At 71.2% G+C, this 24,898-nt stretch carries 33 protein-coding genes and 1 pseudogene; 14 read left to right on the plus strand and 20 right to left on the minus strand.

The genetic code is table 11. From position 1 onward, the window contains the following. Positions 1 to 110 precede the first annotated feature (110 nt). The gene (locus tag OG828_RS10325) at positions 111 to 512 is read right to left on the minus strand and encodes a hypothetical protein (RefSeq protein WP_328352895.1); all 402 of its coding nucleotides are present in this window, start codon (positions 510 to 512) and stop codon (positions 111 to 113) included. Positions 513 to 597: 85 nt separating this feature from the next. On the opposite strand from OG828_RS10325, the gene OG828_RS10330 reads away from it, so the two are divergent. Further along, the gene (locus OG828_RS10330) at positions 598 to 1,371 is read left to right on the plus strand and encodes an MBL fold metallo-hydrolase (protein ID WP_328352897.1); all 774 of its coding nucleotides are present in this window, start codon (positions 598 to 600) and stop codon (positions 1,369 to 1,371) included. Beyond that, on the plus strand, positions 1,371 to 1,985 hold the full coding sequence (locus OG828_RS10335; RefSeq protein ID WP_328371705.1) for a DedA family protein: 615 nt from the start codon (positions 1,371 to 1,373) through the stop codon (positions 1,983 to 1,985). Before OG828_RS10330 ends, OG828_RS10335 begins: the two co-directional genes overlap by 1 nt. A 31-nt stretch (positions 1,986 to 2,016) precedes the next feature. Here the strand turns inward: OG828_RS10335 and OG828_RS10340 are convergent, their stop codons facing one another. After that, positions 2,017 to 2,358, minus strand: coding sequence for a type II toxin-antitoxin system PemK/MazF family toxin (locus OG828_RS10340; RefSeq protein WP_328500922.1), 342 nt, complete (start codon positions 2,356 to 2,358; stop codon positions 2,017 to 2,019). A gap of 48 nt (positions 2,359 to 2,406) precedes the next feature. Between OG828_RS10340 and OG828_RS10345 the strand changes: the two are divergent. The 3 genes and pseudogenes from OG828_RS10345 to OG828_RS10355 form a co-directional block, all read left to right on the plus strand. After that, a pseudogene (locus tag OG828_RS10345) lies at positions 2,407 to 2,556 on the plus strand (IS701 family transposase); the annotation flags it as partial. Between the two features lie 32 nt (positions 2,557 to 2,588). Then, positions 2,589 to 2,750 carry an IS3 family transposase gene (locus OG828_RS10350; RefSeq protein WP_328352903.1) on the plus strand — a complete coding sequence of 54 codons (162 nt, stop codon included), beginning with the start codon at positions 2,589 to 2,591 and terminating at the stop codon, positions 2,748 to 2,750. A gap of 141 nt (positions 2,751 to 2,891) precedes the next feature. Continuing rightward, entirely contained in the window at positions 2,892 to 3,497 is a 606-nt protein-coding gene (locus OG828_RS10355; protein WP_328504836.1) for a lytic polysaccharide monooxygenase auxiliary activity family 9 protein, read from the plus strand. 79 nt (positions 3,498 to 3,576) lie between these two features. Here the strand turns inward: OG828_RS10355 and OG828_RS10360 are convergent, their stop codons facing one another. The 4 genes from OG828_RS10360 to OG828_RS10375 form a co-directional block, all read right to left on the minus strand. Further along, the gene (locus OG828_RS10360; RefSeq protein WP_328500923.1) at positions 3,577 to 4,647 is read right to left on the minus strand and encodes an MBL fold metallo-hydrolase; all 1,071 of its coding nucleotides are present in this window, start codon (positions 4,645 to 4,647) and stop codon (positions 3,577 to 3,579) included. Beyond that, positions 4,644 to 5,891 (minus strand): aminotransferase class I/II-fold pyridoxal phosphate-dependent enzyme, encoded by a 1,248-nt coding sequence (locus tag OG828_RS10365; RefSeq protein WP_328500924.1) that lies wholly within the window; start codon positions 5,889 to 5,891, stop codon positions 4,644 to 4,646. Before OG828_RS10365 ends, OG828_RS10360 begins: the two co-directional genes overlap by 4 nt. Before the next feature lie 149 nt (positions 5,892 to 6,040). After that, positions 6,041 to 6,952: a hypothetical protein gene (locus OG828_RS10370; protein ID WP_328500925.1), complete on the minus strand. Its 912-nt coding sequence runs from the start codon at positions 6,950 to 6,952 to the stop codon at positions 6,041 to 6,043. 247 nt (positions 6,953 to 7,199) lie between these two features. Then, positions 7,200 to 7,916 (minus strand): ANTAR domain-containing response regulator, encoded by a 717-nt coding sequence (locus OG828_RS10375; protein WP_328500926.1) that lies wholly within the window; start codon positions 7,914 to 7,916, stop codon positions 7,200 to 7,202. Between the two features lie 128 nt (positions 7,917 to 8,044). On the opposite strand from OG828_RS10375, the gene OG828_RS10380 reads away from it, so the two are divergent. After that, positions 8,045 to 9,163, plus strand: a complete 1,119-nt coding sequence (locus OG828_RS10380) for a PAS domain-containing protein (protein WP_328500927.1) — start codon at positions 8,045 to 8,047, stop codon at positions 9,161 to 9,163. 80 nt (positions 9,164 to 9,243) lie between these two features. Here OG828_RS10380 and OG828_RS10385 read toward each other — a convergent pair whose 3' ends face one another. Beyond that, positions 9,244 to 10,038, minus strand: coding sequence for an RNA polymerase sigma factor SigF (locus OG828_RS10385; protein ID WP_328352918.1), 795 nt, complete (start codon positions 10,036 to 10,038; stop codon positions 9,244 to 9,246). Positions 10,039 to 10,280: 242 nt separating this feature from the next. On the opposite strand from OG828_RS10385, the gene OG828_RS10390 reads away from it, so the two are divergent. The 5 genes from OG828_RS10390 (at position 10,281) to OG828_RS10410 (ending at position 14,257) form a co-directional block, all read left to right on the plus strand. Continuing rightward, positions 10,281 to 12,077, plus strand: a complete 1,797-nt coding sequence (locus OG828_RS10390; protein WP_328437626.1) for a thiamine pyrophosphate-requiring protein — start codon at positions 10,281 to 10,283, stop codon at positions 12,075 to 12,077. A 63-nt stretch (positions 12,078 to 12,140) separates the two neighbouring features. Next, positions 12,141 to 12,515, plus strand: coding sequence for a DUF2795 domain-containing protein (locus OG828_RS10395; RefSeq protein ID WP_328500928.1), 375 nt, complete (start codon positions 12,141 to 12,143; stop codon positions 12,513 to 12,515). 108 nt (positions 12,516 to 12,623) lie between these two features. Beyond that, entirely contained in the window at positions 12,624 to 13,055 is a 432-nt protein-coding gene (locus OG828_RS10400; protein ID WP_210572169.1) for a CBS domain-containing protein, read from the plus strand. Further along, positions 13,052 to 13,708, plus strand: a complete 657-nt coding sequence (locus OG828_RS10405; RefSeq protein WP_328500929.1) for a diguanylate cyclase — start codon at positions 13,052 to 13,054, stop codon at positions 13,706 to 13,708. The genes OG828_RS10400 and OG828_RS10405 overlap by 4 nt, the downstream gene beginning before the upstream one ends. A 6-nt stretch (positions 13,709 to 13,714) precedes the next feature. Beyond that, complete coding sequence (locus OG828_RS10410; protein WP_328500930.1) at positions 13,715 to 14,257, plus strand: type 1 glutamine amidotransferase domain-containing protein; 543 nt, start codon at positions 13,715 to 13,717, stop codon at positions 14,255 to 14,257. Positions 14,258 to 14,272: 15 nt separating this feature from the next. Here the strand turns inward: OG828_RS10410 and OG828_RS10415 are convergent, their stop codons facing one another. The 3 genes from OG828_RS10415 to OG828_RS10425 form a co-directional block, all read right to left on the minus strand. Further along, positions 14,273 to 14,536, minus strand: coding sequence for a DUF6158 family protein (locus OG828_RS10415; protein WP_210572163.1), 264 nt, complete (start codon positions 14,534 to 14,536; stop codon positions 14,273 to 14,275). A gap of 59 nt (positions 14,537 to 14,595) precedes the next feature. Continuing rightward, positions 14,596 to 16,215: an ABC-F family ATP-binding cassette domain-containing protein gene (locus OG828_RS10420; protein WP_210572161.1), complete on the minus strand. Its 1,620-nt coding sequence runs from the start codon at positions 16,213 to 16,215 to the stop codon at positions 14,596 to 14,598. A 64-nt stretch (positions 16,216 to 16,279) separates the two neighbouring features. Beyond that, on the minus strand, positions 16,280 to 16,933 hold the full coding sequence (locus tag OG828_RS10425) for a histidine phosphatase family protein (RefSeq protein WP_328500931.1): 654 nt from the start codon (positions 16,931 to 16,933) through the stop codon (positions 16,280 to 16,282). A 72-nt stretch (positions 16,934 to 17,005) separates the two neighbouring features. On the opposite strand from OG828_RS10425, the gene OG828_RS10430 reads away from it, so the two are divergent. The 3 genes from OG828_RS10430 to OG828_RS10440 all read left to right on the plus strand — a co-directional run bounded on the left by OG828_RS10430 (position 17,006) and on the right by OG828_RS10440 (position 19,639). Continuing rightward, complete coding sequence (locus OG828_RS10430; protein ID WP_328437627.1) at positions 17,006 to 18,502, plus strand: bifunctional phosphatase PAP2/diacylglycerol kinase family protein; 1,497 nt, start codon at positions 17,006 to 17,008, stop codon at positions 18,500 to 18,502. A 67-nt stretch (positions 18,503 to 18,569) separates the two neighbouring features. Further along, positions 18,570 to 19,427: a class I SAM-dependent methyltransferase gene (locus tag OG828_RS10435; RefSeq protein ID WP_328500932.1), complete on the plus strand. Its 858-nt coding sequence runs from the start codon at positions 18,570 to 18,572 to the stop codon at positions 19,425 to 19,427. Positions 19,428 to 19,468: 41 nt separating this feature from the next. Beyond that, the gene (locus OG828_RS10440; protein ID WP_328500933.1) at positions 19,469 to 19,639 is read left to right on the plus strand and encodes a hydrophobic protein; all 171 of its coding nucleotides are present in this window, start codon (positions 19,469 to 19,471) and stop codon (positions 19,637 to 19,639) included. Between the two features lie 32 nt (positions 19,640 to 19,671). Here the strand turns inward: OG828_RS10440 and OG828_RS10445 are convergent, their stop codons facing one another. The 10 genes from OG828_RS10445 to OG828_RS10490 are packed head-to-tail and all read right to left on the minus strand — an operon-like array spanning position 19,672 to position 24,897. After that, positions 19,672 to 19,953, minus strand: coding sequence for a gas vesicle protein K (locus OG828_RS10445; protein WP_210572152.1), 282 nt, complete (start codon positions 19,951 to 19,953; stop codon positions 19,672 to 19,674). After that, complete coding sequence (locus OG828_RS10450; protein WP_210572150.1) at positions 19,950 to 20,147, minus strand: gas vesicle protein; 198 nt, start codon at positions 20,145 to 20,147, stop codon at positions 19,950 to 19,952. Before OG828_RS10450 ends, OG828_RS10445 begins: the two co-directional genes overlap by 4 nt. Then, complete coding sequence (locus OG828_RS10455) at positions 20,144 to 20,920, minus strand: GvpL/GvpF family gas vesicle protein (RefSeq protein ID WP_328500934.1); 777 nt, start codon at positions 20,918 to 20,920, stop codon at positions 20,144 to 20,146. The genes OG828_RS10450 and OG828_RS10455 overlap by 4 nt, the downstream gene beginning before the upstream one ends. Next, a complete protein-coding gene (locus OG828_RS10460; RefSeq protein ID WP_210572139.1) occupies positions 20,917 to 21,243 on the minus strand; it encodes a gas vesicle protein in 327 nt (108 codons plus the stop codon). The genes OG828_RS10455 and OG828_RS10460 overlap by 4 nt, the downstream gene beginning before the upstream one ends. After that, positions 21,240 to 22,298, minus strand: a complete 1,059-nt coding sequence (locus tag OG828_RS10465) for an SRPBCC family protein (protein WP_328500935.1) — start codon at positions 22,296 to 22,298, stop codon at positions 21,240 to 21,242. The genes OG828_RS10460 and OG828_RS10465 overlap by 4 nt, the downstream gene beginning before the upstream one ends. Next, positions 22,298 to 23,062, minus strand: coding sequence for a DNA primase (locus OG828_RS10470; protein WP_328500936.1), 765 nt, complete (start codon positions 23,060 to 23,062; stop codon positions 22,298 to 22,300). Before OG828_RS10470 ends, OG828_RS10465 begins: the two co-directional genes overlap by 1 nt. Further along, positions 23,059 to 23,322 (minus strand): gas vesicle protein GvpG, encoded by a 264-nt coding sequence (locus tag OG828_RS10475; RefSeq protein ID WP_328352966.1) that lies wholly within the window; start codon positions 23,320 to 23,322, stop codon positions 23,059 to 23,061. The genes OG828_RS10470 and OG828_RS10475 overlap by 4 nt, the downstream gene beginning before the upstream one ends. Before the next feature lie 3 nt (positions 23,323 to 23,325). Then, positions 23,326 to 24,102, minus strand: coding sequence for a GvpL/GvpF family gas vesicle protein (locus OG828_RS10480; protein ID WP_328500937.1), 777 nt, complete (start codon positions 24,100 to 24,102; stop codon positions 23,326 to 23,328). Continuing rightward, on the minus strand, positions 24,099 to 24,524 hold the full coding sequence (locus tag OG828_RS10485) for a gas vesicle structural protein GvpA (RefSeq protein ID WP_328352972.1): 426 nt from the start codon (positions 24,522 to 24,524) through the stop codon (positions 24,099 to 24,101). Before OG828_RS10485 ends, OG828_RS10480 begins: the two co-directional genes overlap by 4 nt. A gap of 43 nt (positions 24,525 to 24,567) precedes the next feature. Continuing rightward, on the minus strand, positions 24,568 to 24,897 hold the full coding sequence (locus OG828_RS10490; RefSeq protein ID WP_328352975.1) for a gas vesicle protein GvpO: 330 nt from the start codon (positions 24,895 to 24,897) through the stop codon (positions 24,568 to 24,570). Position 24,898: the final 1 nt, after the last annotated feature.

The following is a 24,898-nucleotide window of genomic DNA, read 5'->3' on the forward strand; positions in this document are numbered from 1 at the left end:
TTCGGGCGAGGGAGGTTGTCGGTCGGGTGCGGGTTCGTTGTGGCTGGTCGCGCCCACGCGGCGGAGCCGCATATCGACACAGCCCCGCGCCCCTTCGGGGGCGCTGTCGCTCAGCGGCCGTCGTAACCTGCCGTTGGCATTGAGAGGCGGCGGTGGACTCTGGCCTTCATCTGGGAGTCGTAGGCGGGCTCCGCTACTCCTACCGTCTCCACCCGTACTCCGCGTCTGGCGCACTCGGCGGTGAACTCGTCGACGGAGGAGAGGGCGCTTTCCAGGACTCGGCGGCTGGGGGCGACGAAGAGGTCGACGCCGGGGCGGACGCCGTCCCAGAGGACGCAGTGGTCGGGGCGCAGTCCACGGACCAGCAGCTCGCGGCTGACGGTGTAGCCCCGCTCCGCGGCCCAGCGGGCGCACATGGCGTGCTGGCTGCGGGAGTCCACCAGGAAGGGGTCGTCGTCCAGCTCTTCCAGTGGCGTCAGACTCGCGATGGTGGTGACCCGTACCGGTCCCATGGCGTCCCCCTCACCTCCGGCTTTCAGGCGCCGAGACTACTCCTGGTCGTAGGCTTCGGGGGAGTCGCGCGAAGGAGGCAAAGAGGTGCCGGTGGAGATCACCTGGTGGGGTCACGCCACCTGCACGGTCGCGGACTCGGGCGTACGCGTGCTCACCGATCCCCTGTTCGCACGCCGGCTCGCTCATCTGCGCCGTCGCCGGGGTGCGGTGCCGCCGCCGCGGGCCCGGGACGCGGACGTGGCGCTCGTCTCCCATCTGCACGCCGACCACCTGCACGTTCCCTCCCTCGCCTCGCTCGCCCCGGGCACCCGCCTGCTCCTGCCCCGGGGCGCGTCCAGGGCGGTGCCGGGACTGCGCCGGCTCGGGCACCTGGAGATCCGTGAAGTGGCGCCCGGCGACGAGACGGTGATCGGCGGCCTGGTCGTACGGGCCGTACCCGCGTGGCACGACGGGCGGCGGCTGCCGGTCGGGCCGCACCGCTCCCCCGCGCTCGGCTATGTCGTCGAGGGCGAGGCGCGGACGTACTTCGCCGGGGACACGGGACTGTTCGAATCGATGGCCGAGGAGGTCGGGCCGGTCGACGTGGCACTGCTGCCGGTGGGTGGCTGGGGGCCGTATCTCGGTGAGGGGCATCTGGACGCGGGGCGGGCGGCCGAGGCGCTGGTCCGGCTGGCGCCGCGCAGTGCGGTGCCGGTGCACTACGGAACGTACTGGCCGATCGGGATGGACGCGGTGCGCCCGCATGAATTCCACGCGCCGGGCTCGGAGTTCGTGCGGTTGGCCGCCGGCGTCGCGCCCGAGGTGGCGGTGCATCTGCTCGGGCACGGGGAGAGTGTGCGGCTGAAGGTGGCGCGGTGATGTGGCTCGCCGCGGCGACGCCTCCGCCTGCGGAGTCCACGCAGCAGGCGATCGGGTATCCGTCGCTGTTTCTGCTGGTGTTGATCGGGGCATTGGTGCCGGTTGTGCCGACGGGGGCGTTGGTGAGTTCGGCGGCGGTGGTGGCGTTTCATCAGACGGCGCCGTTCGCGTTGGCGCTGGTGTTCGTCACGGCGTCTGTCGCCGCGTTTCTCGGGGACATCGCCCTGTACTGGCTGGGGCGGCGGGGGATGGGGTCGAAGAACGGGTCGCGGTGGTTGGAGGCGATCCGCTCGCGCGCGCCGGAGGAACGGCTTGCGCAGGCGCAGGAGCGGCTGGCTGAGCATGGGGTTGCGGTGCTTGTGCTGTCGCGGTTGATGCCGGCGGGGCGTATTCCGGTGATGTTGGCGTGCCTGGTGGCGAAGTGGCCGATGCGGCGGTTTGCGCGGGGCAACTTTCCGGCGTGCCTTGCGTGGGCGGTGACGTATCAGCTGATCGGGATTCTGGGTGGGTCGCTGTTCAAGGAGCCTTGGGAGGGTGTGGTGGCGGCGGTTGCGTTGACCTTGGTCATCAGTGCGGCGCCGGGGGTGTGGAGGCGGGTTCGGGCTGCCAGGTGAGGTTTCGTTGCGGGGTGCGGGTGCGCCCCTGCTACTCCAGCCGTAGTTCGTGACCGAGACGGAGGGCGTTCTCGATCTCGCTGAGTTTCGCGGAGGGCAGCGCGCCCGCCCGCTCGATCAGGTCGTCCCGGGACACGGTGGTCAGCCACGTGCAAGGGGTGAAGCCCGGACGCGGCAACGCGAACCGAAGCACGCCTTCAAAGGGCAGTCCTTCCACGGCGCCTACTGCCACTTCGACGCCCAGACCGGTGATGTCGACGCCCGCTGGAGCGACGACCTGCATCACCCGGATCCCGGACGCGTCGTCTCCCGACAGCAGCACGACCGGCCGCCGCTCGTCGAACTCCACCCACCAGACTTCGCCACGTTGCACATGTCCTCCTGACACAGGACGGTCGCTGCGAAGACGAACGATCACGCGGTGGCCGCCGGTCGCAGCGTAGACCCTGCCCGCCGGCAGGAGGCGTTCGAGGGCCTGATGAGCCGGACAGCGGGACGGTTCACACGGGTCGAACCCCGGTTCCAGGCACGGCAGTTGGTGCTCGGACTGCTGTCGGACCTGCCGCGCAAAGTTCCGACAAGGCCCTCACGGAGAACCCGTGGATGATCGTCACGACAGAGTGCATCCGCGGCCGCGTCTTCACCACCCGCGCCGAGGCGAATCTCGCACTGTTCGAGTACATCGACGGCTTCTACAACTCCCGGCTCACGGCAGATTCCCTGCTCGCCGTCCACCCCTGTAATCAACTCCGTTTGTTTCATTGACATCTCACTCAGAATACCTACCGTTGGGAGCGCTCCCATGACAGCCTTGCAAACTGGAAGGAGTCCCCCCACATGCGCACACAGAGCCCGTTAGCCGGGCGTTCGCGGTTGTTCCTCCGCCGGCCTCTCCAGGCGCTCGTCATGCTGTTCGCCGTGGTTGTCGGCGCACTCACCTGGTCGGCCCCCGCCCAGGCTCACGGCACCATCGCCGACCCCGCCTCCCGCGCGTACCAGTGCTGGAAGACGTGGGGCAGCAACCACACGAACCCGGCCATGCAGACTGAAGACCCCATGTGTTGGCAGGCCTTCCAGGCCAACCCCGACACCATGTGGAACTGGATGAGCGCGCTCCGCGACGGCCTCGGTGGCCAGTTCGAGGCGCGGACCCCCGACGGGACGCTCTGCAGCAACAACCTCTCGAGGAACGACAGCCTGAACAGGCCCGGGCAGTGGAAGACCACCACCGTCGGCAACAACTTCTCGGTCCACCTGTACGACCAGGCGTCCCACGGTGCCGACTACTTCAAGGTCTACGTGAGCAAGCAGGGCTTCGACCCCAAGACCCAGAGCCTGGGCTGGGGCAACCTCGACTTCATCACGCAGACCGGCCGCTTCGCCCCGGCGCAGGACATCACGTTCCCCGTCCAGACCTCCGGCTACACCGGACACCACATCCTGTTCGTGATCTGGCAGGCCTCGCACCTCGACCAGGCCTACATGTGGTGCAGCGACGTGAACTTCGGCTGAGCCGCCGTCCGGCCGACCGAGCCCCGTCGGGCCAGGGGACCCATGTGGTCACCCTGCCCCGACGGGGCTTCCTGCGCTCCTAGCTGTCGAGAACCCGCGATCCCCCGATGGGGAGGTCCCATAGGTCCTCGCGCGCCAGTCTCGCCCTTTCCCACGCCGCCCTCACCCGCTTCAGCGGTTCCAGTACCGGTTCCGCCGAGAGCACGAATGTGCCCCAGTGCATGGGGGCCATCCGTCGCGCTCCCAGGTCCTGGGTTGCCCGGACCGCCTCCTCCGGGTCGCAGTGGACGTCGCTGAGCCACCAGCGGGGGTTGTAGGCGCCGATGGGCATGAGGGTCAGGTCGATTCCGGGGTAGCGGTGGCCGATGCGGGTGAACCAGTGGCCGTAGCCGGTGTCGCCGGCGAAGTGGATGCGGTGACCGTCGGGGGCGGTGAGGACCCAGCCGCCCCACAGGGAGCGGCAGGTGTCGGTGAGGGTGCGCTTGGACCAGTGGTGGGCGGGCACGAAGTCGAAGCGGGTGCCCTGGAGTTCGGCGGCCTCCCACCAGTCGAGCTCGGTGACGCAGGTGAAGCGGCGGCGGTGGAACCAGCGGCCGAGGCCGGCGGGTACGAACATCGGGGTGTCGCGCGGGAGGCGGCTCAGGGTGGGGGCGTCCAGGTGGTCGTAATGGTTGTGGCTGATGACGACCGCGTCCACCCGGCCCAGCACGTCCCAGTCGATGCCCACCGGGGTGATGCGGGCGGGGGTGCCGAGGATGCGGCGGGACCAGACCGGGTCGGTGAGGACGGTGAGTCCGCCGATCTGGACGACCCAACTGGCGTGTCCCGCCCAGGAGACGGCGACCGTGCGCGCGTCGGCCCGGGGCAGCGGGGCGGGCTCGAAGGGCAGGCGCGGGATGTCGGCGAGGCCTTCCTTGTCCGGGCGGACGGCGCCCTCCCGGGCGAAGCGGGCGACGGACTTGAGGCCGGGCAGCGGGGCGGTCAGCCGGTCGTGGAACGTCCGCGGCCAGACGCGGCGTTCGCCCAGCGGGCGGGGTTCGGCGAGGGGCGGGAACGGAGGTGCGAAGGGGGACGGGGACGCCGGAACGCTTGCATCCCGGGTGGGCGAATTCGTGGTGGTCGACGTGGGTGACTCGGACTGCTGCGTCATCGCGGAGGCTCCCCTCGCTGAGCGTCGTCGCGGAGATCGTCGAAGACCGACTTCAAGTGGATCAACGCACGGTGCACATGTGGCAGTTCCAACGGTGAGGGTGAACTGAGGCATTCCGCGCGCTCGGTGTCCGTTCCGCCGAGCAACGGCCCCGTGGACAGCCGTACGCGCAGCGCCCCCAGTTCGTCGCCGAAGCGGTGGCCGCCGGGTGCGGGCATGCCGAGCCGGGCGGCGAGGAAGTCCTCCAGTTCCTGGGCGTCGCCGACTCCGTGTGCGGTGAGCGCGGGGCGCAACGGGCCCAGGTCGGCGTAGAGATGGCGGCCTGCGTGCGGCGGGCGGGCGAGGGCGCCCGCCGCGACGACGGCGGCGTGCGCGGCAGCGGCCACGCGCGCGTGCAGGCGTACGGCGGCGGACAGCCGTTGGGACACCGGCTGGGGTTCCGTGAGCGCGTACGTGGCCGCGGCGGCGACCGGTCCGGCGACGCGGGCGCCGAGAGCGGTGAGCACGTCGAGCACGCGCGCGTGGAGGCCGTCGCCCCTCTCGCCGGCCGGGAAGCGGGCGACGGCCGCGGGCCAGCCGGGCGGCAGCAGCGCGCCGGCCAGGTCGGTGACGACGGTGACCCGGTCGGGCAGCATCTCGGCGGGACTGAGCAGCACGGTGTCGTGCGGGGCGTGCAGGGTGTCGCGCCAGGTCTCGTCGCTGACCAGGTGCAGCCCCTCGCCCTGGGCGGCCTCGACGGTCTCGTGCAGTGCCTCGGGCGGCGCGACGGTGGCGGTGGGGTCGTCGGCGACGGACAGCACGAGCAGCCGCGGGTCGCCGCCCTCGGCACGGACCCGGCGCACGGTCTCCAGGAGGGCGTACGGATCCGGGACACCGCCGGACTCGGCCGGTGTCGCCACATGGAAGACGGGTCTGCCCAACAGCCGTGCGTACGGCGCCCACCAGGCCGCGCACGGCCGCGGCACCAGCACGTCGCCGCCGATGGCGAAGGTCAGCGCGAGCAGCAACGCTGGGGCGCCCGGCGCGGCGACGGCCCGTTCCGGACCGGCGGCAAGGCCCCGCCGCTCCCAGTAGCCGCACGCGGCGTCCAGCAACGCGGGGCCGCCGCCGACCGGCTCGCTGACGGCACGGGTCGCGGCCTCGGCGAGTACGTCGGAGAGCTCGGGCAGCACGGGCAGCCCGTCGTCCGGGATCGGCGGCCCGTAGCGGACGGGGCCGTGGCCTTCCGAGTCCGTCCGCGGCATGGTCCCTCCCGTCCGGTTCGATGTCCCTGGTTCGCCCGTCGTCGACGGGTCGGCGCGGTTGTCGTCCCTGGGCTCTCCGTACCCAGGGTGCCAGTGAGCCATGGGGAATCGCTCGAGTTGTGCCGGTCACAGGTGGGTGGTGAGGCGCGTCAGTCGTCCTGGGCGGGCGCCTTGCGCCACAGCCGGTACGCGGCACCGCCGAACGCGCCCACGATCAGCACACCGCCGGCCACCAGCGCGGGCACCGAGTCGTTGAAGGCGCCGCCGTCACCGGCATGCACACCGTGCTCGATCACCGCACCGCCGCAGGACGTGTCGTGCGGGTCGGGACAGGGCTTGCTCGTGTGGCACGAAGGGTCCGGCGGCGAGGGACACGGCTGACCGGTGTGGCAGGCGGTGGGGGTCGGCTCGGGGCAGGGCTTTCCGGTGGGGCAGGCGGTGGGCGTCGGCTCCGGACAAGGCTTGCTCGTGGGGCAGGGGGTGGCCGTCGGCACCGGACAAGGCTTGCTCGTGGGGCAGGGGGTGGCCGTCGGCACCGGGCAGGGCTTACTCGTGGCGCATGCCGTGTCCAGCGGATCGACGCAGGGCTTGCTGGTGGCGCAGGTCGGGTCGAGCGGGTCGGCGCACGGGCCGTTGCTGCCACCGCGGGCCACCGTGAACGTGGCGCTCCACGGCGTGCCCTCCGCACCGGGAGCGGCCGGGCAGGTGCCGTCGACCGTCCACGCGGTGTCGGGGCCGACACCCTCGTCGTCCTCCAGATCCTCGGCCGGAGCGATACGGGCGGTGCCGGAGTAGGCGGGCCCGGACACCTCGTCCTCGTTGCCGACGACCCTGCGCAACTGGACGGTGCCCTCTTCGAAGGCGAGCGACGTGGCCTCGACGGCGGCAGGTGCGGGACCCTCAAGGGGGTCGCAGGAGACCGACACGGTGATGCTGCCGCCCGGGGCCACCTGTCCGGGGCTGACCTCCGCGGCCGGATCCGCGAAGGCGGCCGCGGCGGCGATGACCGGGAGAAACCCGGCCAGAGCGGCGACGGACAGGGCACGGACGGTGCGGCGCATGGGGTGCACTCCTTCGGCCGACGGCTGCGGGGGCGCGATGATCGTGCCCCCACCGCCATCACAGCCCGCCCACCCCCACACCGCGCGCGGCAGGACCCCATTCGCGGGACGAGCTAGCCCGACCGGGTGATGAGAGGTTTGCGACAGGCGGCGGGGTCAGCGCCCCGAAGGGGCGCGGGGAACTGCGCGACCAGCCCCCACCGGCCCGCAGACGGAAGACGGCCCATCGCGGCACCCCCCAGAGCGCTCAGTTCAGCAGCGCCACCAGATCCCCCTCCAACCCCCGCCCCCGCCGCTCCACAACCGCCGACGCCACATCGACGAGCTTCCGGTTCGTGGTCTGCGAGATACGCCGCAGAATGCCGAACGCGGCGTCCGCGTCGCACCCCAGGACATGCATGATGATGCCGCACGCCTGGTCGACGACCGGCCGGGACCGCAGCGCCGCGCCGAGTTGGTCGAGCTCGGTGAGCGCGGCCCGGTAGGACTGGTCGCGCACCAGGCACTCCGCGGCGAAGTCACCGAGCGCCCGGGCGGGCCCGCGCGGGGCGTCCTCGAGGGTGCCCGGGCGGAAGCTGTAGAGACTCAGGGTCACCGTCAGCCCGGCACGGCGGATGGGGAGCGTCACACTGGATCGCACCCCCGAGTCCAGCGCCAGGGCCCGGTACTGCGGCCATCGCTCCTCGCGCAGCAGATCCGTCGAGTCGACGGGCGCCCCGCGTTCGAGGGCGGCGGGGATGGGCCCCTCCCCGGAGCGCATCTGCACCGCGACGAGCGCGGCCAGGTCGGGATGTGTGACCGCCGCCGGTCGTTCGGGGCTGCCCTCGATGACGCTGCTGCTCGCTCCGCAGCAGTCGGCGGTGCAGCGGGCGGCCTGCTCGACCAGTTCGGACAGCCGTCGGCCGGGGAGCGTGGACTCTGCGGACTCCGCGCCCCAGCGGCCGGTGTCCTGGGTGTCCGGCATTGTGCCCTCCTCCTCTTCCCCTCGGCTGCCCCGTCGAGTTGGCCGGGAAACAGCGGGCGAGAGCCGGAGCGAGTCGCTCGTCGGACTCCGGTGGCCCTGGGCGCCGTACCGCGCGCTAGGTTCGTCGCATGACCCAGACGGAGGAGTTCGGTGAAGAACTCGCGGATTTCGTGCGCCGCGTCGCAGAGCTGAAGGCGGCGCGGTCGGCTTCGGGCGGCGACCTGCCCACCGTACTGGATGCGGCGATCTTCGAACTCGACCATGTGGCCGACCAGTTGTGGCCGTGGTATCAGCGGCTGTCCACCGTCGGCGGCTCCCGCCCGGCCGCCGCCGACCGCCAGGAACAGCAGCTGCTGCGGACGGTGTTCCAGCGCCTGCCGCTGCCGGTCGCGCTGGTGGACCGGGAGACCGTGGTGCGCCGGATGAACTTCGCGGCGACCGCCTTCACCGGCGTCCGCGCCGGCTTTGCGACGGGCCGGCCCCTGACGGGCTTCCTGGTCCACGCCGACCGGGCGGCGTTCCGCTCCCAGGCGGCGGCCGTGGCCCGCGGCGAAGGCGACCGCAGCCTCACCGTCCACCTCCAACGGCGCCCGGCCGAGCCGGTGCACGTGACCCTGACCGCCGTACGACCGACGGGCGAGCCACGCCCCACGGTACTGGTCCTCCTACAGCCCGACGGACATGGTGTGCCCGCCTCACCAGTACCGGACACGACCACCACGGGCCAAGTCCCCGACCTCGCCGAAGCCACCCGGCACGCATCCCTGATGGACCTGCTGGACGCCATGACGACGGCCTTGCTCACGTCCCCGCCCGAACAGACCCTTCACCGGGCCGCCCAGGTACTCCACGGACGTTTCGCCGACTGGGTGATAGCCGACGCGGGGGCCGCCCGCCTGTCCCGTACGACGGTGTTCGCACCGTCGGAGAAGGAGGCAGACGCGCTGATGGCATTGGATCCGGCCGATTCTCCCCTGGTCGCCGAGGCGGCACGGGGCGGCGCCCCGGCACTCCAGGTACGCCCCGAGGATCCGGACGCCCTGGGCCGGGACGCCTCAGGCGCCCCGGTCCTCGCCCAGGCGAACGTCACCTCACTGCTCTGCGTCCCCCTGACCACAGACGGCACGGTCCACGGCGTCCTCACACTCCTGCGCTGCGGAGCCCGCCTGGCCTTCTCCATGGCAGAAGCACAAGCGATGGACATGATGTCCCGCCACATAACACTCCGGCTCACGAAAACGCCGTAAGGGGCGCGGGGAACTGCGCGACCAGCCACAACGAGGCAGCAAGACCGCAGATCACCGCACCCCCACGGCGAAACCCGGAACTAAGCCGCGTCCTGCAGCACCTGATCCCGCACCCGCGTGCAGCACCGGCTGATCAGCCGAGACACATGCATCTGCGAGATACCGAGCTGCTCAGCGATCCGGCTCTGCGTCATGTCCCCGAAGAACCGCATGTACAGAATGGCCCGCTCCCGCTCCGGCAGCGCCGCCAGCCGGTGCCGTACGGCCTCACGGTCCACGACCGTGTCCAGCGCGGGGTCGGACGTGCCGAGGGCGTCGCCCAGGGAGTACCCGTCCTCGCTGCCGGGCAGCTCCGCGTCCAGGGACAGGGCCGTGAAGCTCTCCAGGGCCTCCAGGCCCACCAGCACGTCCTCTTCGCTCATGTTCGCGTGCTCGGCGATCGCGGCCACGGTGGGCCGCTGGCCGGACACGGTCTGCGACAGGTCCTGGACGGCGAACCGGACCCGGTTGCGCAGATCCTGGACCCGGCGCGGCACGTGCAGCGTCCACATGTGGTCGCGGAAGTGCCGCTTGATCTCTCCGGTGATGGTCGGTACGGCATAGCTCTCGAAGGCGTTGCCGCGTGCGGGGTCGTACCGGTCGACGGCCTTGACCAGGCCGAGGGCCGCGACCTGACGCAGGTCGTCAAAACTCTCGCCGCGGCTGCGGAAGCGTCCGGCGAGCCGGTCGGCCATGGGCAGCCACGCCTCGACGATCTCGTCACGGAGCGTGTCGCGCTGCGGTCCAGGCGGCAGCGTGGTCAGCTTGCGGAAGGCCTCCGCCGTGTCGGGGGCGTCGTCGTGCGGGTGGTGCTTCGCGCTCACTTGAGTGGGCATGATGCGCCACAACTCCCTTGGTTGCGCTCTGGCTTGGACGGTAACCGTGGGAGCGTGGCCGCACTCGGACAGCGCGGCCGTGGCGGCGAGAGCGCCGCTCCCACGGACGTGCCTCCTGTCCGAAGCACTGGTACTTCGCCTGCCCGTCTGTCCCGGCCGCAAACACAGGGCAGGTTTTCCGCAGACCCGGCGGGTGACTCGGGCTGTGCTGCTGCTGTCGATCCCGAGTCCGGGAGGTCCGTATGAGCACCAAGGTCTCCGACCACGTCCTCGCGCGCCTGCGCGAATGGGGTGTGGAGCACGTCTTCGGCTATCCAGGCGACGGCATCAACGGGCTGCTCGCCGCCTGGGGCCGCGCCGAGGACCGGCCCCGTTTCATCCAGTCCCGGCACGAGGAGATGTCCGCGTTCCAGGCGGTCGGCTACGCGAAGTTCAGCGGCCGGGTCGGCGTGTGCGCGGCCACCTCGGGCCCCGGCGCGATCCACCTCCTCAACGGCCTGTACGACGCCAAGCTCGACCACGTTCCGGTGCTGGCGATCGTCGGCCAGACGCACCGCACGGCGATGGGCGGCTCGTATCAGCAGGAGGTGGACCTGCACACCCTGTTCAAGGACGTCGCCTCGGACTTCGTGGAGACGGTCACCGTCCCCGAGCAGCTGCCGAACGTACTGGACCGGGCGATCCGCACCGCGTACGCGCGCCGCTCCCCCACGGCGATCATCATCCCCGGCGATGTGCAGGAGCTCGACTACTCGCCGCCCACGCACGAGTTCAAGATGGTGCCCTCCAGCCTGGACCGCAGTTCCTGGACGGCGATCCCCTCCGAGGAGTCCCTCACGCGGGCCGCCGAGATCCTCAACTCCGGTGACAAGGTGGCGATCCTGGTCGGCCAGGGCGCGTCCGGCGCCCAGCGCGAGGTGGAGCGCATCGCCGAACTGCTCGGTGCCGGCGTGGCCAAGGCGCTGCTCGGCAAGGACGCGCTCAGCGATGAACTCCCGTATGTCACCGGTGCGATCGGGCTGCTGGGCACCCGACCCTCGTACGAGCTGATGCGGGACTGCGACACCCTGCTGACCATCGGGTCGTCCTTCCCGTACACGCAGTTCCTGCCGGACTTCGGCAAGGCGCGCGGTGTGCAGATCGACATCGATCCGCACATGGTCGGGATGCGCTATCCGTACGAGGTGAATCTCGTCGGCGACGCCAAGGCGACCCTTCAGCGGCTGATCCCGCTGCTGGGGACGGAGGAACGCGGGCGGGAGTGGTACGACACGGTGTGCGCGAACGTGACGCGCTGGCGGGACGTGATGGAGCGGCGGGCCGGGCTGTCGGCCGACCCGATCAACCCGGAGTACGTGGCGCGGGCGCTGGACCCGCTGCTGCCGGACAACGCGATCATCAGCTCCGACTCGGGCTCGGCGGCCAACTGGTACGCGCGGCACATCACGATGCGGCCCGGGATGCGCTCCTCGCTGTCCGGCACGCTCGCGACGATGGGTTGCGGGGTGCCGTATGCGATCGGCGCGAAGTTCGCCCACCCGGACCGGCCCGCGATCGCGCTGGTCGGGGACGGGGCGATGCAGATGAACGGGCTGGCGGAGCTGATCACGGCGGCGAAGTACGCCGACCGCTGGGAGGACAAGCGGCTGGTCGTCGGCGTCTGGAACAACCATGACCTCAACCAGGTCACCTGGGAGATGCGGGCCATGGAGGGAGCGCCGTCCTTCCTGCCCTCGCAGGAGATCCCGGATGTGCAGTACGCCGCGTTCGCCCGTTCCCTGGGCCTGACGGGTATCCGGGTGGAGAAGCCGGAGGACGTCGAGGCGGGCTGGCGGGCCGGGCTGGAGGCGGACGGGCCCGCGGTGATCGAGTTCCTGACCGACCCGGCCGTGCCGCCGATCCCGCCGCACGCCACCTGGGACCAGATGGAGGCGACGGCCGCGTCGATCCTGAAGGGCGACGCGGACCGGGGCTCGATGATCAAGCAGGGCTTCAAGGCGAAGGTGCAGGAATTCCTGCCCGGGCGGGACAAGAAGTAGCCGAGTGTCGCCCGCCGCTCTTCGGGTACGCGGAGCCTCACCCCCGAAGATCTGGAGGGAGTCATGCAGCGAGGCAGTGACCGGCTGAGCGTCCATCGTGACGACGAGATGAAGCATGAACTGCAGGGTCTGCTGAGGTCGGGGCACCCCACGAGGACCGAGGAGTGGCACGACCCCGAGCCGACCGCCGAGGACGACCCGGAGGTCGCGGGCGGGCCGGTGACGCCGGGGCGCACCCGGGCCTCCCTGGCCGCGGTCCGGCTGGAGCTGGCCAAGGTGCTCGGCCGTGGCGCCTTCCCGGCGAGCCCGCGCGAACTGGCCGGCGAGCTGCGCCGGCGGTACGCGCCGGACGCCCTCGCCGAGGCCGTGGAACGGCTGCCGCGTTCGGCGCGCTACACCAACGTCCAGGAACTCGCCGAGGCCCTTACCGGGAGCTGAGCGGCAGGAGTACGCATAGCCACCCCGGCCCGGGGTACTGCGGACGGCGCCATACGGCCCGGTCGCGGTGTCGCCGTCGGCCGGGGGACGGAGGAAAGGGCCACAGTGATGGCTGAGTTCGTGAGGGACGTCATGACGCCGGGCGTGGTCGCGGTCCGCCCGGACGCCTCGCTCGTCGAGGCGGCGCAGCTGATGCGCGCACAGGACATCGGCGATGTGGTGGTGGCCGACGGTTCGCGGGTCGTCGGGATGCTCACCGACCGTGACATCGCGGTGCGCGCCGTCGCGGAGGGCGCCGATCCGCTGACGGTGAGCGCACAGACCGTGTGCACTCCCGATCCGGTCATGGTCGCGCCCGACGACCCGGTGTCCGACGCGATCACCCTGATGCGCGAGCACGCGGTGCGCCGGCTGCCGGTCGTGGAGAGCGGCCTGCCGGTCGGCATCGTCACCCTCGGCGACCTGGCCGAGGAGGAGGACCCCGATTCGGCGCTGGCCGACATCAGCCGGGCCGCACCCGACCGTGAGGTATCCGGGTGAGCCGGGACCAGGCCGCCGAGATCCGAGCCACCGGCGTCTCCGTGGACGTCGGTGATGTCACCATCCGCTATCTGCTGTACGGACTCCTGCCGGGCTGGTTCGTGCCCGGTCTCGCCGACTGGGTGATGCACCGGCGCACCCGCATCGAGGACACCGCCGGTACCAAGGAGTCACTGATCCACTCCCTGATGATGGCCGAGGTCGGCATCCCCATCGCGCTGACCCTGCGCTACGAGGTCAACCCGCTGCTGCTGACCGTGCAGTCCGCCGGGGCCGCGGTGCACGAGGCGACCGCCCTGTGGGACGTACGCACGGCCGTACGCAGCGACCGCGAGGTCAAGCCGCTGGAGCAGCACATCCACAGCTTCCTGGAGTCGCTGCCGTTCGGTGCGCTGGCGTCGATGATGTGTCTGCACGCCGACCAGGTGAAGGCACTGCTGCGCGGCGGTCGCGGCGATCCGGACGCATGGCGTCTGGTGCGGCGCCGACGGCCGCTGTCCCGCACCTATCTCGCGGGGATCGCCGCCGCCATCGGCACCTGTGTGGTGCTGCCGTACGCCGAGGAACTGCTGCGCTGCCGACGCGCGGCCCGACGGAAAACGAAACGCGCCAGGAGTGACGAGGCCCACTGGCGTGCCGAGAAAGGACGGTGAAGGACGATGCGCATCGCGTTTCTGACGGCGCCCGAGGGCGTCGAGCAGATCGAACTGGCCGACCCGTGGCGGGCGGCGGTCGAGGCGGGGCACGAGCCGGTGCTGGTGTCGACGAAGCCCGGTCAGGTGCAGGCCTTCGACCACCTCGACAAGGCGGACACCTTCGCCGTGGACGAGGTGGTCGGCGAGGTGCCGGCCGAGTCGTTCGGCGCTCTGGTGCTGCCCGGCGGCGTGGCCAATCCGGACTTCCTGCGGATGGACGAGCGCGCGGTGATGTTCGTCCAGGCGTTCTTCGAGCGAGGAAAGCCGGTCGCCGCGATCTGCCATGCCCCGTGGACGCTGGTCGAGGCGGATGTCGTACGCGGCCGGACGCTCACCTCGTGGCCCAGCCTTCAGACGGACATCCGCAACGCGGGCGGCACCTGGGTCGACGAGCAGGTGCACATCGACGACCAGGGCCCGAACCCGCTGATCACCAGCCGTAAGCCGGACGACCTGAAGGCGTTCTGCGAGGCCTTCCTGGAGGTGTTCGCCCGGCAGACGGTCTGACTGACCTGCACGGGGCTACGAATCCGCGCAGCCCCGTTCCCGGGCCCCTTCGCGTGTGCGGCCCGCGGCCACCGGACGCCGCGGGTTGCGGCGCAGATACTCGCCCTCCAGCTGCGCCATCCGGTCGTTGTGGGCGCGCAGCGCGTCGTTCGAGCCGTGCAGCAGCGTGTCGTGGCGTGTGCGGTGGATGGTCTCCAGCTCCTTCATGAGCTGCTGATCGTCCAGCCGGTCCGGGTCGACTCCGGTCATGGTGGTGCCCCGCTCGTCGTGGTCGTCCATACGGTTCGAGTACCCGCCGGATCTCGCTTTCCGCATCCACTGTACGAACACTCCACGGGTCAGCGCGCCCGTTCCACCCGCCGTTCGTCCCACACCGGCTCCGCCGTCTCGCGGACCCGGCCGTCGCTGCCGAAGACCAGGTAGCGGTCGAAGGAGCGCGCGAACCAGCGGTCGTGGGTGACCGCGAGGACCGTGCCGTCGAAGGCTTCCAAGCCCTCCTGGAGTGCCTCGGCGGACTCCAGGTCGAGGTTGTCGGTCGGCTCGTCGAGCAGCAGGGCCGTCACGCCTTCCAGTTCCAGCAGGAGGATCTGGAAGCGGGCCTGCTGGCCGCCGGAGAGCCGGTCGAAGCTCTGCTCGGCCTGGTTCGTCAGCTCGTAGCGGCGCAGCCGGGACATGGCGGCGCCGCGGTCCTGGGAGTGCTCGGTCCACAGGATGTCGAGCAGCTTGCGCCCGGTCAGCTCGGGGTGCGCGTGTGTCTGGGCGAAGTGGCCGGGGACGACCCTCGCACCGAGCTTCCACTCCCCCGTGTGCGCGACGGTCTCCCCGGCCAGCAGCCGCAGGAAGTGCGACTTGCCGGAGCCGTTGGAGCCGAGGACGGCGACCCGTTCGCCGTAGAAGACCTCCAGGTCGAAGGGTTTCATCAGGCCGGACAGCTCAAGTTGCTTGCAGGTGACGGCCCTTACGCCGGTACGGCCGCCGTGCAGGCGCATCGTGATGTCCTGCTCGCGGGGCGGCTCCTGTGGTGGGCCGGCCTCCTCGAACTTGCGCAGTCGGGTCTGCGCGGCCTGATAACGGGAGGCCAGCCCGTCGTTGTACGCGGCCTTGTTCCTGAGCGTGTAGACGAGCTGCTTCAGCTGGACGTGCTTCTCGTCCCAGCGCCTGCGCAACTCCTCGAAGCGCGCGAAGCGTTCACGCCGCGCCTCGTGGTACGTCGCGAAACCGCCACCGTGCACCCACGCGTCCGCGCCCGCCGGTCCCGGATCCACGCTCACGATCTTCTCGGCGGCGCGGGCGAGGAGTTCCCGGTCGTGGGAGACGAAGAGGACGGTCTTGCGGGTCTCCTTCAGCCGCTCCTCCAGCCAGCGCTTGCCGGGCACGTCGAGGTAGTTGTCGGGCTCGTCGAGCAGCAGCACCTCGTCCGTGCCGCGCAGCAGCGCCTCCAGCACCAGCCGCTTCTGCTCGCCGCCGGACAGTGTGCGCACCTCACGGAACTGCGCCTTGTCGTACGGCACGCCCAGCGCGGCCGTGGTGCACATGTCCCACAGCGTCTCGGCCTCGTACCCGTGGGCCTCGGCCCAGTCGGAGAGGGCCTGCGCGTACTGCATCTGCGCGGCCTCGTCGTCGACGGTCATGATCGCGTGCTCGGCCCTGTCGACGGCCTTCGCCGCCGCCTGGATACGGGGCGACGCGACCGACACCAGCAGATCCCGTACGGTCGTCTCGTCCCGTACGGAGCCCACGAACTGGCGCATCACGCCGAGGCCGCCGCTCACGGTGACCGTGCCGCCGTGCGGCTTCAGCTCGCCGGAGATCAGCCGCAGCAGTGTCGTCTTGCCCGCGCCGTTCGGGCCGACCAGGGCCACGACGGCGCCTTCGCCGACCCGGAAGGACACATCGCCGAGCAGCGCCCTCCCGTCGGGGAGGTAGTACTCGAGATGTGCGGCTTCCAGGTGTCCCATGAGGACGCATTCTGCGGGCCGCGGAGGAGTCCGGGCAAACGCTTATCGGACAGTGCCCGGCCGCCTACAGGGGCTGACCGGTCGGGCCGCTCTCCGTGCCGGGTCCGGTGGCCTCCACGACGGCGCCCGCCCACGACAGCGCCTTCCAGCCGTCGGCCGGGGAGCCCTCCAGGACGACCACGCCGGTGTTGTCGAGCGGGTGGGCGGCGGCGAAGGGGATGTCGACGTTGTCCGCGCGGGCCGCGGTCCACATGCGGATCGCCGCGCCGTGGCTGACCATGGCGACGGTCCCGACCCCGCTGTCCGCGGCCTCGGCGACCACGGCGTCGAACCGGGCCAGCGCCTCGGTGCCGCTCTCGCCGCCCGGCATCCGCAGCTCCACGTCGCCCGCGGCCCAGGCGAACACGGTCTCCATGTAGGTGCGGCCGTGCTCACCGTCGCCGGGCAGCATCTCCAGGTCGCCGGCCGTCAGCTCCCGGATGCCGTCGCGGACGATCATGTCGAGGCCGCGGGCGGCGGCGAGCGGGGCGGCGGTGAGCCGGGTGCGGATCAGGGTGGAGATGTACAGGGCCTCGATGTCCTCGTCGGCGAGTGCCTCGGGCAGCAGGGCCGCCTGCCGCTCGCCGAGCGCGGTCAGCCCCGCGCCGGGAACGGCCGTGTCCAGCAGAGTGTCCACGTTCGACGGGGTCTGGCCGTGGCGTATGAGGAGCAGGCGCATGTACGGGGTCCTCCGGGTGTCGTTCGCGTCCCGCCGCACAAGAAACGGGCACTTCAGGGTACCCGTCACGCCATGAGCCCAGACGTCGATCTCACCGTCCCGAAACCCGGCCACCATGTGCTGCGTGACTGGCTGCTCGCGCTGGACAACCGACTGTTCGAGTTCGCGGCCGAGCGCCACTGGCCCGGCGCCGAGCGTGTGCTGCCGAAGCTGAGCCGGAGCGCGAACCACGGTGTGCTGTGGTTCGCCACGGCGGCCGTCATCGCGGCGAGCCGGACGCCTCGGGGCCGCCGTGCCGCGGCCCGCGGTGTCGCCTCCCTGAGCCTGGCCTCGGCCACCATCAACACGCTCGGCAAGCGCAGTGTGCGCCGCCCGCGCCCCGTCCTCGACCCGGTGCCGCTGGTCCGGCAACTGAAGCGGCAGCCGATCACCACCTCGTTCCCGTCCGGTCACTCCGCGTCCGCGGCGGCCTTCGCGACCGGTGTCGCCCTGGAGTCCCCCGCCTGGGGCGCGGCGGTGGCACCGGTCGCCTGGTCGGTCGCCCTGTCCCGCGTCTACACCGGCGTCCACTTCCCGAGCGATGTGTTCGCCGGCGCCGCCCTGGGCGTGGGTGCCGCGTACGCCGTACAGGGCCTGGTACCGACCCGCCCCCCGGGCACGCCGGCCCGGCCCCGTGCGGACGTTCCCGCCCTGCCGGACGGCGCGGGCCTGGTCGTCGTGGCCAACACGGCCGCGGGCACCGCCGAGCGCGTGCACGCGCTGGCCCAGGTGCTGCCGCAGGCGGAGATCGTGCAGTGCTCCGCGACGGAGGTCCACGACGAGTTGGCAAAGGCGGCGGCCCGCGCCCGGGTGCTCGGTGTGTGCGGCGGAGACGGCACGGTGAACACCGCCGCCGGGATCGCGATGCGCCACGGCCTGCCGCTGGCGGTGCTGCCCGGCGGCACGCTGAACCACTTCGCCCACGACCTGGGCGTGGAGGATGTCCGCGATCTGAGCCGGGCCGTCCGCGGCGGCGAGGCCGTGCGGGTGGACGTGGGCCGGTTCGCCTGCGGCGAGCGCGACGGCATCTTCCTCAACACCTGCAGCCTGGGCGTCTACCCGGAGCTGGTGCGCGAGCGGGACCGCTGGTCGCACCGGATCGGCGACTGGCCGGCGGGCGTGCTCGCGGCACTGCGGGTGCTGAACGCCGACCGCCATCCGCTGGAGGCCGAACTCGGCGGCCGGGCACGCCCGTTGTGGCTGCTGTTCGTCGGGAACGGCACCTACCACCGGATGGGCCTGGTGCCCGGCCGGCGTGCGGATCTGGCGGACGGGCGGTTCGACGTACGGGTGGTGCACGGCGGCCGCAAACCGGCGCTGCGGCTGCTCGCGGCGGCCTTCGCGGGCCCGCTCACCCGCTCCCCGGCCCACGCGGCGGTCCAGGTGAGCCGGCTGCGGGTGGCCGGCGTCGCGCCGGGAACCCTGCTCGCCCACGACGGCGAAGTCACGGAGGTGTCGGGCGAGGTGACGGTGGAGAAGCTGCCGGAGGCGCTCACGGTGTACCGCCCACTGAACGGGAAGTCCGTATAGGTAGGAGCGCCGTCCACATAGTAAAACGCTGGTCTCAACATTCGACATGCCGACGTACGGTGTCGGCATGTCGAAACCGCAGGGGAAAGCCCGGGAAACCGCCGTCTACACCCACGGCCACCACGAGTCCGTGCTGCGCTCGCACACCTGGCGGACCGCCGCCAACTCCGCCGCCTATCTGCTCGGTTCGCTCACACCGCGGATGAGGATCCTGGACATCGGCTGCGGCCCGGGCACCATCACCGCCGACCTGGCGGCGCTGGTCCCCGAGGGGCATGTCACCGGCGTCGACCGGGCGCCGGAGATCCTGGACCGGGCCCGGGACACCGCCGCCGAGCGGGGTCTGACGAACACCGGCTTCGCGGTGGCCGACGTCCACGCCCTGGACTTCCCGGACGACACGTTCTGCGTGGTCCACGCCCACCAGGTGCTCCAGCACGTCGGCGATCCGGTGCGGGCGCTGCGCGAGATGGTCCGGGTGACGAAGCCGGGCGGGTTCATCGCGGTCCGCGACGCGGACTACGCGGCGATGACCTGGTACCCCGCGTCATCGGGCCTGGACGACTGGCTGGACCTGTACCGGAGGGTGGCCCGCGCCAACGGCGGCGAGCCGGACGCGGGACGCCGGCTGAAGTCCTGGGCGCTGGCGGCGGGCCTCACCGACATCACCGCCACCTCCGGCACCTGGACCTACTCGGCGCCGGACGAGCGGGCCTGGTGGAGCGGCCTGTGGGCGGACCGCACCCTGGCGTCGGCGTACGCCGAGCGCGCCACGGCCGGCGGTCACGCGACCCCCGAGCGGCTATGGGCCGTGGCGGACGCCTGGCGGGACTGGGGGACGCGGGAGGGCGGCTGGTTCAGCGTGCTGCACGGGGAGATCCTCTGCCGGAAGAAAGCCGAAGAAAGCCTGAGCAGGAAAGCCTGAAATCCGGATTCCTGGAAACCCGGTCAGCAGGAGGTCGAATTATGGTTCCCATTCTGCTGGTACTACTTCTGGCGCTGGTTCTTTTCGGTGCCGGATTCGCCGTAAAGCTGCTGTGGTGGATCGCGCTGGCGGTGCTGGTGCTGTGGCTGCTGGGATTCTTCATGCGAGGCACGACGGCAGCCGGGGGCAGGAGCCGCTGGTACAGGTGGTGAATCTGCTCCCCCGGTGAATCCCCGGCCCCAGGTCAGTCCCTGGGGAGCAACGGTCCGAGCGGCCCGAGGTCCAGATTGAGGTCCTCGGGCCGCAGTCCGTAGCGTTCACGGAGTTCGGTCATCCGGTCGTCGAGCAGCATCAGCGTGAGCCCGATCCGCTCCTCCTGTTCCTCGCTCAGATCGCCCTCGTCGAAGCGGCGCAGCGCCTGTCGCTCCATGAGCTGGCGCAGCAGCTCCACGACGGTCAGGACGAGCTTGACCAGGTCGCGTTCGACGGTGTCGGGCTCCAGGTCGAGCCGGTTGCGCGGGGTCATGTCAGCTCCTGAGAGTCCTGAAAGGGCGAGGGAACCTGTGCGTTCACGGAGCTGATCAGCGCGTTCAGGTCGATGCGGACCAGGTCGACGTCCGCGATGCGCAGAGTGATGTCCCCCGTGATGACGACGCCGCCGGCGAGCAGCCGGTCGAGCAGGTCCACGAGGGCGACCTCACGGCGTTCGATGACGGTCACAGGCCCTCCTCCTCCCCGGCGAACCCGACGAAGGAATAGGCCGCCCAGGGCCCGGTGAGTTCGACGCGAATTCCCGCTTCCTCATCCTTCGTGCGGTCCACGATTTCGACGAAGCTCTCGGAATCCGCACGCGGCACGAGATAGGCGGCGTTGAGCACATTCCGTCCGGAGGCGCCGGAAAGGGAGCTGTTCTGCGGGGCGTGCAGCCGGGAATCCTCGGCGCGGGCGGAAAGCGTCGCGTGCAGTCCGCTCGCGAACCTCTCCGCCTGCTGCCACTTGTCCTCGTGCGCACGGACGCGCGAACGCCGTTGCCGCAGATAGTCCCGGCCCGACGCGGCCGTCCCCGTCCCGGCGGGCGGGCCGGTCTGAGCGGGCTCCGCGTCGACGTACACCTTCACGCCCCATTCCACCCGCCCCTCCAGCCGGTCCAGGGTGCGGCGGAACTCTTCCTCGCGTGCCTCCATCATGATCCGTACGCCGCTGTCGTCCCGGAAGACGGTGGCGAGCCGGAGCGGCAGGGGCGTGGTGACCGCGGTGAGCGCGTCGATCACGCTCTGGTGGGCGCGGGCGGTCTCGGTGAGCCAGTCCAGGTCCTCCAGATGGGCCCGGAGCGGCTCTTCGGCGAAGTCGCGCTCCGGCACCGTACTGAGGACGGCGACCAGGCCGTGGTGCGTCAGCTGTTTCGGCGGCTCGCCCGCGACGCCCTTGAGCTGGGCCTGGAGCGCGGACCGGAAGGGACGGCACACGGCGTAGACGTAACGCAGGCCGGTCATGGGATCTCCTCCTGCCCTCGGCCGGGCTCCAGAGCGGCCAGCCGCTCCCGCAGCTCGGCGTTCTCACGGGCGAGCTCGTCGCGCCGGGCACGTGAGGACAGCGACGGGTCGTCCTCCCACCAGTCGATACCCATCTCCCGTGCCTTGTCGACGGAAGCGACGATCAGCCGGAGCTTGACGGTGAGCAGCTCGATGTCGAGCAGGTTGATCCGGATGTCGCCGGCGATGACGACACCCTTGTCGAGCACGCGCTCCAGGATGTCGGCGAGGTTGGCGCCGCCGTTCGAGCCGTAGGGCTCGGGAACCCGGCTGGGCGTCGTCATCGGCGGCTCCCGCCGTCGGCGTACTCGTACTCGTCGGCCTGTTCCTCGTCGGGCTCTGCCTCGTCGGCCGCTTCGTACTCGTCCTCGTACGCCTCCGGCTCGTTCTCCTCCGTCTCGTTCTCTTCTGGCTCGTTCTCCTCCGACTCGTTCTCCTCCGGCTCTTTCTCCTCCGGCTCGTTCTCCTCCGCCAGCGCGTCCTCATGGCTGCGGACGACCTCGCCGTCGCGGATCTCGCCGCGCCAGCCCTCCTCCGCCTCTCCCTTGAGGGTGATGAAGCGGACGTAGTTCTTGAGGTCGAGGCGGGCCCGGCGGCCCTGGGCACGCCAGAGGTTGCCGGTCTTCTCGAACAGGCCCTTGGGGTAGTACTCGATCACCAGCAGGACGCGCGTGAGGTTGTCCGCGAGGGGGTGGAAGGAGACGACGCCCTTCGTCGTGCCCTTCGCGCCCTCCGACGTCCACGCGATGCGGTCGTCGGGAAGCTGCTCGGTCGTGTGGGCCTTCCAACTGCGGTTGGACCAGAAGACCTTGAGCTGCCAGTCGGAGTGGGTGTCGTCGGCGCGGCTCGCGTTCTTGACGCCCTTGGCGAAGGTGCTGAACTCCTGGTAGCGGGTCCACTGGTCGTAGGCGGTGCGCAGCGGTACGCCGACGTCGACGTATTCGAGGATGACGGTGGGCTTCTTCCCCGCGCCGCCCTTGCGCTTGCCCTTGCCGCCGCCGAGGTTCTTCAGAGCGCCGACGACGTTGTCCTTCGCCCGGGAGGCGCCGAGCTCCAGGGCGCTGCGCAGCGGCCCCTTGCCCTCGGCGAGCTTGCGGCCACCGTCCAGGGCGAGCTTGGCGAAGCCGGGGCTCCGGCCCTCGGCGACGTCGTTCAGCTTGAGGGTGGTCTCGCCGAGCTTGTGGCCGAAGCCGATCAGCAGGCGCTGGGCCTGGGCGGCGAGGTACTCCTGCAGTTCGGCCTTGAGCCGGTCGGCGGCTTCGCTGTGGGCGAGGTCGCCGAGCGGGCTCGGGGTTGCTCCGCGCGTGGCGGAGCGTGCGGATCCGAGGGTCTCGGTCATCACTCACCGCCCCCCTTCGGCAGCCGGGACCGGGCACCGCGGGCGGCGCTCCTGGCTCCGGTGGTGCTCTTCCGCCCGGCGCCCGCGGTCTTCTTCGCCGCTGCCTTCTTCCCTGTCGTCTTCTTGGCCGGCGCGGTCTTCGTGCCGGCCTTCGTCCGGGCCGGGGCCTTCTTGGCCGTCTTCTTCGCGGCGGCCTTCTTCGCGGGCGGCTTCTCGGCCGTCTTCTTGGCCGGTGCCTTCATCGCCGCTTCGTTCCGCCGCGGCTCGGGCTCTTCTTCGTCGTAGTCCTCGGCACCCTCGGAATCCTCGGTGCCCTCTACGTCCTCTTCATCTTCTACGTCGTCGTCGAACTCCTCGTAGTCCTCCGCCTCTTCGGCCTCCTCGGGCTCCCCGCGCTCCTCGTCCTCCCCCTTCCTCCGGAAGCCGAGGTCGGGTGTTTCGGGCACCACGCCCGCGAGCTGGTCACGGACCTGTTCGGTACGTCCGTGCAGCCGGTCCGCGAAGGCGTCGAGCTGTCGCTCGACCATGGCGCCCGATGCCGCCTTGCCGACGCCTCGCAGGTCCTCGCGAAGCTGGTCCCCGATCTCCTTGAACTGCGGGTTGTCCGCCAGTTGCCGGGTCACCAGATCCGCGAGCGCCCGCGGGCCGAGTTGCATCCGCTTGCCGGCCACCAACGTGCCGACGGCGAACGCCAGTTTCATCTTCTTCGTACGTCCGAGGACGTATCCGGCCCCTATCGCGAGGCCCAGTCCCACTCGGTTCATCGTGCCGTCCCGTTGCCCGTGCCCGCGCTTCCGCGCAGGCCTGTCTCCAGCCGGTCGAGGAGTTCGTCCTCCTGGCGGTCGAACTCCTCCTCGCTGATCTCACCTGCCTCCAACTGATCTTCGAGCCGGGCGAGTTCGGCCCGGACGGTGGCCGGGTCGTAGTAGATCCGCTCCGCCTCGCTCAGTACCTGTCTCATGACCCAAGCGCTGCCGCGCACCGGGGCGAACGGCAGCAGCAGGATCTCTCCGACCAGTCCCACGGCTCACTCCTCGGCGGCGTCGGCGCCGAGGACGCTGCCCGCCGGCTTGGCCGGGCCGGGCTCGACGAAGCTGTACGGCGGCAGCGGGCCGTTGAGACGGAGTTCGAGGTGGGGGAAGGCCTTGCGGGTCTCTTCCACCGCGGCCATGAACCTCTCGGCCGTCGCCCGCTCCACCAGGAACGACAGATTGGCCAGCCAGCCGGTGGACTCGGGGCCCACGCTCACGGCTGCCGCGGCCGGTTCCAGGGCGGCGCGCACCTCGGTCGCGTCCTCGGCCTCGCGGGCCTTGACCGCGGCGACCACCGACTCGCCGAGCCGCAGCCGCTCTTCGTAACTGCCGCCGCCCGCCTGCCGGTTGGCCTCGGTCATGGCCCGGATCTCCGGGTTCTCGGAGAGCAGCCGGTGCAGGACGGCCTCCTCGTCGTGCACCGCCTTGACGTTGTACTCGACCTTGCCGTCCAGCGCCCGCAGCCGCTCCTTGTAGTGGTCGGCGCGCTCGGCGAGCACGCCGGTGACGGTGTCGTCGTCGGGGGCGACGCTGCCGAACCGCATGGGCAGCACACACCCGGCGGCGCCGGCCTCGGCGAGCACGGCCTGATGCGCCAGCAGGTCCCGGCGCTTGGGGCGCAGCCCCTCGGGCGCGTCGCTGACGAGGGCCGCGAGGTCCCCCGCGGTCAGGACACGGACGGGGCGCGGCGGGTCACCGACGCCGGACAGCTGCTTGGGCAGCGACGGATGGGAGGCGGCGGCGATGCCGTACACGTACGTGCTCGTGCTCACTCCTGTTCCTCCTTCCGGCGTGCGGTGGTCGACTTGCGGGCGCGCGGCCTGGGCTCGGCCTCTCCTTCCTGGCGTGCCTGCTTGAAGGCGTCGGAGACGGTCTCGGCGGCGCCGGACAGCGCCCCCTTGGACTTGCCGCGCGCGCCGGACTCGGTGATCTGGCCGACGACGTCGGGCAGGCCGGGGCTCTTGCGCGGCCCGGCCTCCAGGTCGAGCCGGTTGCACGCCTCGGCGAAGCGCAGATAGGTGTCGACGCTGGCGACGACCACGCGGACGTCGATCTTCAGGATCTCGATGCCGACGAGGGAGACCCGGACGAACGCGTCGATGACGAGCCCCCTGTCGAGGACGAGTTCCAGGACGTCGTAGAGGCCGCTGCTGCCGCCTCCTGAGCCGGCTTGCTGTGCCGGGACAACGGTCATGCCGACCGCTCCTCCTTGTCTGGGGATGTGGTGGGCGGGCGGCCTAACGGCCGCCGGGCCTGTGTGCGTCGGACCGCCCGCGTTCATAACGGCGAACGCGCCGGTAGCCGGTGAGCTGTCCGTGCGGGTCGAGATCGACCTGGTAGCTCGCGAGCAGGCTCATCGTGTCGGGGACGCGGGCCAGTTCCAGGACCTCGATCTCCAACGTCCAGCCGCCCTCGGTCTGTTCGAAGGACGACACCGTCTCCGCGGTCATGCCGGTGAGTTCGGCGAGCTGGGTGCGTGCCTGGCGCAGCACTTCCATGGGGGTCGGCCGGTCGTCCGCCCCGCCCTGCTGTTTGGATGGTTTGGGTTCGTTCTGTGAATTAGTCATG

This window comes from Streptomyces sp. NBC_00457, from assembly GCF_036014015.1.
Lineage (GTDB): Bacteria > Actinomycetota > Actinomycetes > Streptomycetales > Streptomycetaceae > Streptomyces.